Origin of the sequence: Nonomuraea mesophila (genome assembly GCF_004352805.1) — a bacterium.
Classification (GTDB): domain Bacteria; phylum Actinomycetota; class Actinomycetes; order Streptosporangiales; family Streptosporangiaceae; genus Nonomuraea; species Nonomuraea longispora.
The window spans coordinates 1-7,742 of sequence record NZ_SMLD01000272.1 but is presented as its reverse complement, the minus strand read 5'-3'; the positions used below and the strand labels follow the sequence as shown (position 1 = coordinate 7,742).

4 protein-coding genes and 2 pseudogenes are annotated in these 7,742 nt (G+C 70.9%); 4 read left to right on the top strand and 2 right to left on the bottom strand.

All coding sequences use genetic code 11. The features are described 5' to 3' along the window. Positions 1-863, bottom strand: a pseudogene (locus E1295_RS45945) (ABC transporter ATP-binding protein); the annotation flags it as partial. Positions 864-947: 84 nt separating this feature from the next. Between E1295_RS45945 and E1295_RS45940 the strand changes: the two are divergent. From E1295_RS45940 to E1295_RS45925, 4 genes are all read left to right on the top strand, one after another. Then, positions 948-3,302: an ATP-binding protein gene (locus tag E1295_RS45940; protein WP_132641377.1), complete on the top strand. Its 2,355-nt coding sequence runs from the start codon at positions 948-950 to the stop codon at positions 3,300-3,302. Positions 3,303-3,585: 283 nt separating this feature from the next. Beyond that, the gene (locus tag E1295_RS45935; RefSeq protein ID WP_166427750.1) at positions 3,586-4,353 is read left to right on the top strand and encodes an AMP-binding protein; all 768 of its coding nucleotides are present in this window, start codon (positions 3,586-3,588) and stop codon (positions 4,351-4,353) included. A gap of 125 nt (positions 4,354-4,478) precedes the next feature. Next, positions 4,479-5,774 carry an ABC transporter substrate-binding protein gene (locus tag E1295_RS45930; RefSeq protein ID WP_132641373.1) on the top strand — a complete coding sequence of 432 codons (1,296 nt, stop codon included), beginning with the start codon at positions 4,479-4,481 and terminating at the stop codon, positions 5,772-5,774. A 100-nt stretch (positions 5,775-5,874) separates the two neighbouring features. Then, the gene (locus E1295_RS45925) at positions 5,875-6,756 is read left to right on the top strand and encodes a carbohydrate ABC transporter permease (RefSeq protein ID WP_181958150.1); all 882 of its coding nucleotides are present in this window, start codon (positions 5,875-5,877) and stop codon (positions 6,754-6,756) included. A 34-nt stretch (positions 6,757-6,790) separates the two neighbouring features. On the opposite strand, the pseudogene E1295_RS45920 reads toward E1295_RS45925, so the two are convergent. Next, positions 6,791-7,742, bottom strand: a pseudogene (locus tag E1295_RS45920) (RNA-guided endonuclease InsQ/TnpB family protein); the annotation flags it as partial.

The window sequence follows — 7,742 nt, the reverse complement described above, 5'->3', positions numbered from 1 at the left end:
CCGGCCAGCCTCGTCAGCATCTGGCGCCTGGCCAGCCCGAGCATGACGTCCTGCTCGGCCCTGGCCACGGCGTCGTACATGCGCAGCAGGAAACCGCGCATCGTGAACGAGCGCACCTCGGCGGCGGGCTCCCGCTCGGCCAGCAGCTCGGCGATGATCCACTTGCGCCGGGCCGCGGGGACGAGGGAGTGCAGGGTGGTGTACTGCATCCTGGCGCTGCGCACCGCGGCCCAGGCGTCGGGCACCACGGCGAGCAGCAGGAGCGGCAGCAGCACCGGGTGCAGCACGCCCAGCACCCCCGCCACGGCGGCGATGCCGACGGCGGCCGTGACCACGTTGATGGCCGACGACACGACCGCGTCGGTCATGGCCACGCCGCGCAGCCTGGCGCGCTGCAGGGCGTCGTGGAACTCGGGGTCGTCGAAGGCCACCAGGTCGACCCGGCTCGTCAGGCCGTAGAGCCGCTCCTCGGTGAGGCGGCTGACCTGGGGGTTCAGCCGCGCCTGGGCCCAGCCGGCGCCCGCCTGCGTCGTCGTGCGTAAAACGGCGGCCGCGCCGACGAGGGCGAGCGCGGGCAGCGCGGCCACCACCCGGTCGGGAGTGGGACCCTCGCTGAAGAGCGCCGTCAGCACGCCCGTCGTCGCCAGCAGGCCGAACGCGGTGAAGACGCCGCCCAGCAGGTTGAGGGTCACCGTCGCCACGGTGTCGCGGGGACTGGCCCGCCACGCCATGCGCAGTGCCTCGACCACGAGGGCGGGCAGACGCCTCGCGATGGTCAGGAAGCCCACCTCCGCCATCTTGTCGGTGTGGGCATGCCAGTCGGAGGAGGAGATCTCCCCGAGTTCCAGCGGCTCATCGGCCATAAGAGAGAGTGTGCCCGCGCTCACCCATACTTCTCATGAACTTCACTGTGGGCGCACGACGTAGTTGGTGACACACTCACAGTGATGCTGCGATTCGCTGACTTCGCCAACCTGCCGGCCGAGCCGAACACGTTCGTGGGCCGGGAGTCCGATGTGGACGAGCTTGTCCAGCTGATGCGCGTCTCGCGGGTGGTGACCCTGTGCGGGGCGGGCGGCATCGGCAAGACCCGGCTGGCCCTGCGGCTCGCGTCGCGGGTCACCACCGGCCACGCGGGCGGCGTGTGGCTGGTCGAGCTGGCCGACCTGGAGGAAGGCGAGGTCAGGGCGCACGTGGCGGCCTCGCTCGGCGTCGCGGGCGACCCCGTCGCGCTGATCGGCGGCAGGCGGGTGCTGCTGGTGCTCGACAACTGCGAGACCGTGATCACCGAGTGCGCGGAGCTCTGCCGCGACCTGCTCGGCTCCTGCCCCGCGCTCACCGTCCTGGCCACCAGCAGGGAGCCGCTGCGCGTGCCCGGGGAGACGGTCTGGCGGGTGCCGCCGCTGTCGATCGACGGCGAGGGCAGCGAGGCCGTGCGGCTGTTCGCCGACAGGGCGGCCGCGGCGCGGCCCGGTTTCGAACTGACCGCCGACACGCTGCCGCTCGTCGTGACGTTGTGCCGGGCGCTCGACGGGCTGCCGCTCGCGATCGAGCTGGCCGCCGCCATGGTCAGAGTGTTGTCCGTACGCCAGCTGGTGGAGCGGCTCGACGACCGCTTCCGCCTGCTGGCGGGCGGCGCCCGGACGGCCCCACCCCGCCACAGGACGCTCAGGGCGGCGGTCGACTGGAGCTACCGGCTGCTCAGCCATCAGGAACGGGTGCTGCTGCGCCGTACGACGGTCTTCCGCGCCGGATGGACGCTCGACCTGGCCGAGCGGGTGTGCTCCGGCCCCGAGCTGCCCGAGGACGAGGTGCTGCCCCGCCTGTGCGACCTCGTCGACAAGTCGCTGGTGGCGCTCGACGGGGAGATCGCCGGGCAGGCGCGCTACCGGCTGCTGGAGACGGTTCGCGACTACGCGCTCGAACAACTCGCCGCGTCGGGGGAGGAGAACGAGCTGCGGCACCGCCACCTGCTGGCGCTGGCCGACATGGCGGCCGGGTTCAAGCGGGTGGTGTCACCGGAAAGGCGCATGTCGTGGCCGGTGGTGGAGCGCTACATCAACCTGTTCGACGGGCTCAGGGCCGAGGTCGCCGCGGCCTGCGACTGGTCGATCTCCGCCGGGGAGCCGGAGACCGCGCTCGCCCTGCTGACCGACGTACGGTTCCTGCTGACCGGCTGCGGGCGCAAGGTCGATGCGGCCGACCGGCTCGACCGGCTGCTGGCCCTCGACGCCGCGCGGGTGCCTCCGGCGCTGCGCGGGCAGGCCACGATCCTGCGCGGCGAGCTGGCCCTGGCAGCGGGTGACAGGGAGCACGCCCTGCGGTGGGTCCGTGCCGGGCTGGCCGCCTGCGCCACCGCCCACGACACGTACGGCACGGCCACCGGCCTGGTCGTGATGGCCTGGCTGACGGGCGAGCAGGACCTGCTCGCCCGCGCGCTGGAGGCGGCCGTGCAGTCCGGCGACCGCATCCTGCAGTCGCTGGCTCACAGTGCCAGGGCGGCCGCGGCCCTGCGGCACGGCCGGCTGCGGGAGGCGCGGCGCGCGTACGGCGAGGTGCTGGCGATCAACGAGGAGCTCGACAACCACGTCGGGCGCTCCTCGGGCCACATCGGCCTGGCGCAGGTGGCCAGGGACGCGGGTGATCCCGAGACGGCCAGGCGCCACTACGAGTCGGCGCTGGGCCTGGTCGGGCACGTCGACGCCAGGCAGCACAAGGTGAGCTGCCTGGCCGGGCTCGGCGGGGTGGCGCTCGACCAGGGTGACCTGGCCACCGCCAGGGCCAGGCTCACCGAGGCGCTGATGCTCAGCCGCGACGCCGGCCTGGCCTGCGGCATCGGCAGGCGGCTCGAGGCGTGGGCCGGCCTGGCCGCGGCCGAGGGCGACCACCGGCTCGGGGTGCTGCTGGTCGCGGCCTCCGTGGCGCTGCGGGGCCGCCAGCCCGACGCGCGCACCGAGAACGTCCTGCGGCCCGCGCGGGAGCTGCTCGGCGACGAGATGGTGGCGGTGCTCTGGGCCGAGGGCACGAAGATGACGGCCGACCAGGCGGTGTCCTGCGCGCTCGACGGCACGCGGCCCGACTCGCCCGCGGCGGCGTTCGTCCCCGTCACGCAGGAGAGCAGGCTGACGGCCAGGGAACGCGAGATCGCCGAGCTGGTCGCGCGAGGGCTGAGCAACCGGGCGATCGCGGACGAGCTGGTCATCAGCCCGGCGACCGCCGCGCGCCACGTGGCCAACATCCTGTCGAAGCTCGGCTTCTCCACACGTACACAGATCGCCGCATGGATGATCGGCAGTCGTTGAGCTTCTACACATGTGCAGCGCCGGCCGTCTACATCGTCGAATGGCCATGTCAGAGCATGCGCGAGGATGACCGTCCGGCTTACGGTTCCAACGCGGGGCTCGCCCCGCGTGCGGTCGTCACGCGACCGTGTCGGCCGGGCATCCTCGGAGGGGTGGCGGTCCGGCCGTGGCCGCGTGGCTGCGGGCTCGAGTCGCGCAGGGCTCGGGCCCGCCCGAATAATGCACATCGGCCTACATACATCGGCGGATGCCGGGCACGGTGGGCCGCCGTACGTTGTCGTGCATGAAACGCTCGCCCTCGACCACCGGCACCGTGATCCACGAGGTTTTCCGGCTGGCCTACGGCCGCGGTGACCGGCCGGCGCTCGTCGACCTGCGGGATGGCCGCGTCTACGGTTACCGCGAGCTGGTGACCGAGGTGACCAGGGCGGCCTCCGGCCTGGTGTGCAGGGGCGCGCGGCGTGACCAGGTGGTGGGCGTGCACGTCTCGACGGCGGGCGCGCAGACGCTGGCGGTGCACACGGTGCTGGCCGCGGGTGGGGTGGCGGCGCCCGTCGATCCTGGGCTCGGCGCGTACGATCTGGCCGCGTGGTTGCGGGAGTGCGACGCGCGCACTCTGGTCACCACGCCCGACCTGGCGCCGACCGCGGTGCGTGCGGCCGAGCGGTCCCGGGTGCGGCAGATCGTCTCGCTGGGCGCGGCGCTCGACACGATCGACTTCGGTGACCTCGTCGCGCTCTCGCCCACCGAGCTGCCCGTGCTCGACGCCAGGCATCAGACCGCGCTCCTGCCGGCCGGCGGGCGCCGGTTGTCGCACGCGGACCTGCTGGCCCGGATGGCCGAGCTCGACCGGCCCGTACGCCTGACCGAGTCGGACGTCGTGCTGGCCACCTGGAGCCCCGGCGGCGGCTGGGACCTGCCCGCCCTGATCGCGCTGGGCGTGTCGAAGGGGGCGACGGTGGTCGCCGCGCAGGGCGCCGACCTGGCACGGGGCCATGGCTTCAGCGTCACGGTGGTGTCGGACCCCGGCGGCGTGCTGAGGCGTGCCTGAGCTTATATGCGGACCTGTTACCCGCTCTCCCTTGACGGCGTGGCGGGGAAAGTGGGTTGATAGCCGTTGTTGACAACGTTGTCAAGAATCACCTGCTTCGGGGGGCTTCGAAGGGATGGTGTGCGATGCGACGGTGGTTGGTGGCCGCCTCGATCACGATGGTGAGCGTTCTCGGCCTGACGGCCTGCGGCGGTGGCGGCGGCGAGCAGACGGCACAGTCGCCCGACGCCGGCAGCGGCGGGAAACAGCAGGTTGAGGTCTTCTCCTGGTGGACGGGCCCGGGTGAGGCCGACGGTCTTGCCGCGATGCGGAAGATCTTCGAGGAGAAAAACCCGACCTATACCTTCTTCGATGCGGCGGTGGCGGGTGGCTCCGGCGACAAGGCCAAGGCCCTGCTGCAGTCGAAGCTCCAGGCGGGCACCCCTCCGGACACGTTCCAGGGCCACGCGGGCGCCGAGCTGCAGGGCTACATCAAGGCCGGCAACCTGGAGGACCTGACCGCGCTCTACGACGAGCTGAAGCTCAAGGAGGTCTTCCCCGAGCAGCTCGTCGAGCAGATCAGCGTGGACGGCAAGATCTACTCGGTGCCGGTGAACATCCACCGGTCCAACGTCCTGTGGTTCAACCCGGGCGTGCTCAAGGAGGCCGGGGTGGCCGGGGCGCCCAAGACGATCGAGGAGTTCCTCGCGGCCCTCGAGAAGGTCAAGGCCAAGGGCAAGATCCCGCTGTCGATCGGCGCGGAGTGGACCGCCACCCACGTGCTGGAGAACGTGCTGCTCGGCTCGATGGGCGCCGACGCCTACAACGCCCTGTTCAAGCCGGGCGCCGACTGGAACAGCCCGCAGGTGACCACGGCGCTGCAGAACTTCGCCAAGATCATGGAGTACGCGGGCGACCCGCAGGACGACTGGCAGCCCGCGGCCAAGCAGGTCGCCGACGGCGACGCCGCCTTCAACATCATGGGCGACTGGGCCTACGGCTACTTCCACAACCCGCCGGAGGGCGGCCTGGGCAAGAAGTCGAAGACGGACTTCGACTGGGCGCCCGTTCCCGGCACCGAGGGCACCTACATGTGGCTGTCCGACAGCTTCACCCTGCCCAAGGGCGCGAAGAACCGTGAAGGGGCGGAGGCCTGGCTGAAGGTCGCGGCCAGCAAGGAGGGCCAGGACGCCTTCAACCCGTTGAAGGGCTCCATCCCCGCACGCAAGGACGCCGACGAGTCGCTCTACACCGACTACCTGGCCGACGCGCTGAAGGACTGGTCGAGCAACAAGCTCGCCGGCTCGATCCAGCACGGTGTGGCGGTGAACCAGCCCTGGCTGGCCGCGATCAACGAGCAGGTCGGCCTGTTCCTCGGCACCAAGGACGTCAAGGCCCTGCAGCAGGGGCTGGCCGACGCGGCCACGGCCAACGCCCAGTAGATCGGTTGAGGCCAGGCCGGTGACGACCCGGTAGAAGACCACGCGACGGGCCCGGCAGGCCGCACTCGGCGGCCTGCCGCGTCCGTGGGAGGGATTGCTTGTGAGGCGGGCGCGCACGTGGCTGCCCGGGCTCCTCCTCGTGACGCCGTCGATCATCCTGATCGCCGTCTTCGTGTACGGCATGCTCGGCTGGAACTTCCAGCTGGCCATGACGGACAAGCACGATGAGGTGTCCGAGGGCGAGTTCGTGGGGCTGCAGAACTTCATCGACATCTGGGACCAGCCCCGATGGCACCTGTCGGTCCAGCACGCGATCGTGTTCACGGTCGTGTTCGTGCTGGGGGCGCTGGTGCTCGGCTGGCTGCTGGCGTTCCTCATGGAGAAGGGCATCAGGGGCGAGGGGACGTTCCGGGCGATCTACCTGTTCCCGATGGCCATCTCCTTCGTCGCGACCGGCATCGTGTGGCGGTGGCTGATGAACTCGGGGACGGGCGAGCGGGCGGTGGGGCTCAACCGGCTGTTCGACGCGATCGGGCTGCCGCAGTGGCAGTGGTTCAGGGATCCGGACTGGGGCATGGCGGCGATGGCGCTGCCGGCCGTCTGGCAGATGTCCGGATATGTCATGGCGTTGTTCCTGGCCGGCTTCCGCGGCGTGCCCGAGGAACTGCGCGAGGCGGCCCGCGTGGACGGCTGCAACGAGTGGGGCGTCTACCGGCACGTCGTCCTGCCCCTGCTCAGGCCGGTGACCCTGTCCGCGCTCATCATCCTCGGACACATCTCGCTCAAGGTCTTCGACCTGATCGTCGCGGTGTCGGGCAAGCAGATCATCACCGACGTGCCCGCGGTGTTCATGTGGGTGGCGGTCTTCGACTCCCACGATCCCGCCAAGGGCGCCACGATCGCGTCCTACATCGTCCTCAGCGTGGCGATCTTCGTGATCCCGTACCTGATCTGGTCCGTGCGTAAGGAGAGGCGCCATTGACATCCTCCCCCTCGTAAACGAGGGGGATTCCCACGGTCGCCCGTGAGGATTCCTGCTTCATCGCCGGTTGCCCCGTCCGAGAGGACTCTCGTTGAGGTCTGACACCAGCTCCACAGGCGTTTCAGCTCTCCGCCAGCCCGGCGGCGAGCACGTTCCTGGCCGCGTTGACATCCCGGTCATGGGCCGCGCCGCAGGCGCACTCCCACTCGCGGGCATGCAACGGCATCGTCTCCTGCAAGGCCCCGCACACCGAGCACAGCTTGCTGGAGGCGAACCAGCGATCCACCGCCACCAGCGTCCGCCCGTACCAGGCCGCCTTGTACTCCAGCATCGACCGCAACTCCCGCCAGCTCGCGTCCGAGATGGCGCGGGCCAGGCGGCGGTTCTTGACCAGGTTGCGCACGGTCAGGTCCTCGACGGCGATCGTTTGGTTCTCGCGAACAAGCCGTGTGGTGACCTTGTGGAGGTGGTCCCTTCTGCGGTCAGTAATCCTGGCGTACACCCGGGCCACCTTGAGCCGGGCCTTGGCCCGGTTGTTCGACCCCTTGGCCTTGCGGGCCGGCGCCCGCTGAGCCTTGGCCAGCCTGCGCCTGTCGCGGCGCTCGTGACGCGGGTTGACGATCTTCTCGCCGGTCGAGAGTGTGGCCAGCGCGGTGATGCCCGCGTCCATACCCACCGCGTGCTCCACCGGAGCGAGCGGGGTGATCTTCTCCTCCACCAGCAGGGACACGAACCAGCGGCCCGCCGCGTCCTTCGACACGGTGACCGTGGACGGCTCCGCGCCCTCCGGCAGCGGACGCGACCACACGACCGCCAACGGGGCGTCCATCTTCGCCAGCGTCAACCGCCCCTCGCGCCGGCGGAACGCCGAACGGGTGTACTCCGCCGACGCCCGCGACTTCCTCCTGGTCTTGAACGTTGGGTACTTGGCGCGCTTGGCGAAGAAGTTGGCAAAACCCGTCTGAAGATGGCGCAGCGCCTGCTGC

Bases quoted from the DNA above. Each gene is read 5' to 3' on its own strand.
- E1295_RS45940 (WP_132641377.1), top strand. From the start codon at position 948: ATGCTGCGATTCGCTGACTTCGCCAACCTGCCGGCCGAGCCGAACACG.
- E1295_RS45935 (WP_166427750.1), top strand. From the start codon at position 3,586: ATGAAACGCTCGCCCTCGACCACCGGCACCGTGATCCACGAGGTTTTC.
- E1295_RS45930 (WP_132641373.1), top strand. From the start codon at position 4,479: ATGCGACGGTGGTTGGTGGCCGCCTCGATCACGATGGTGAGCGTTCTC.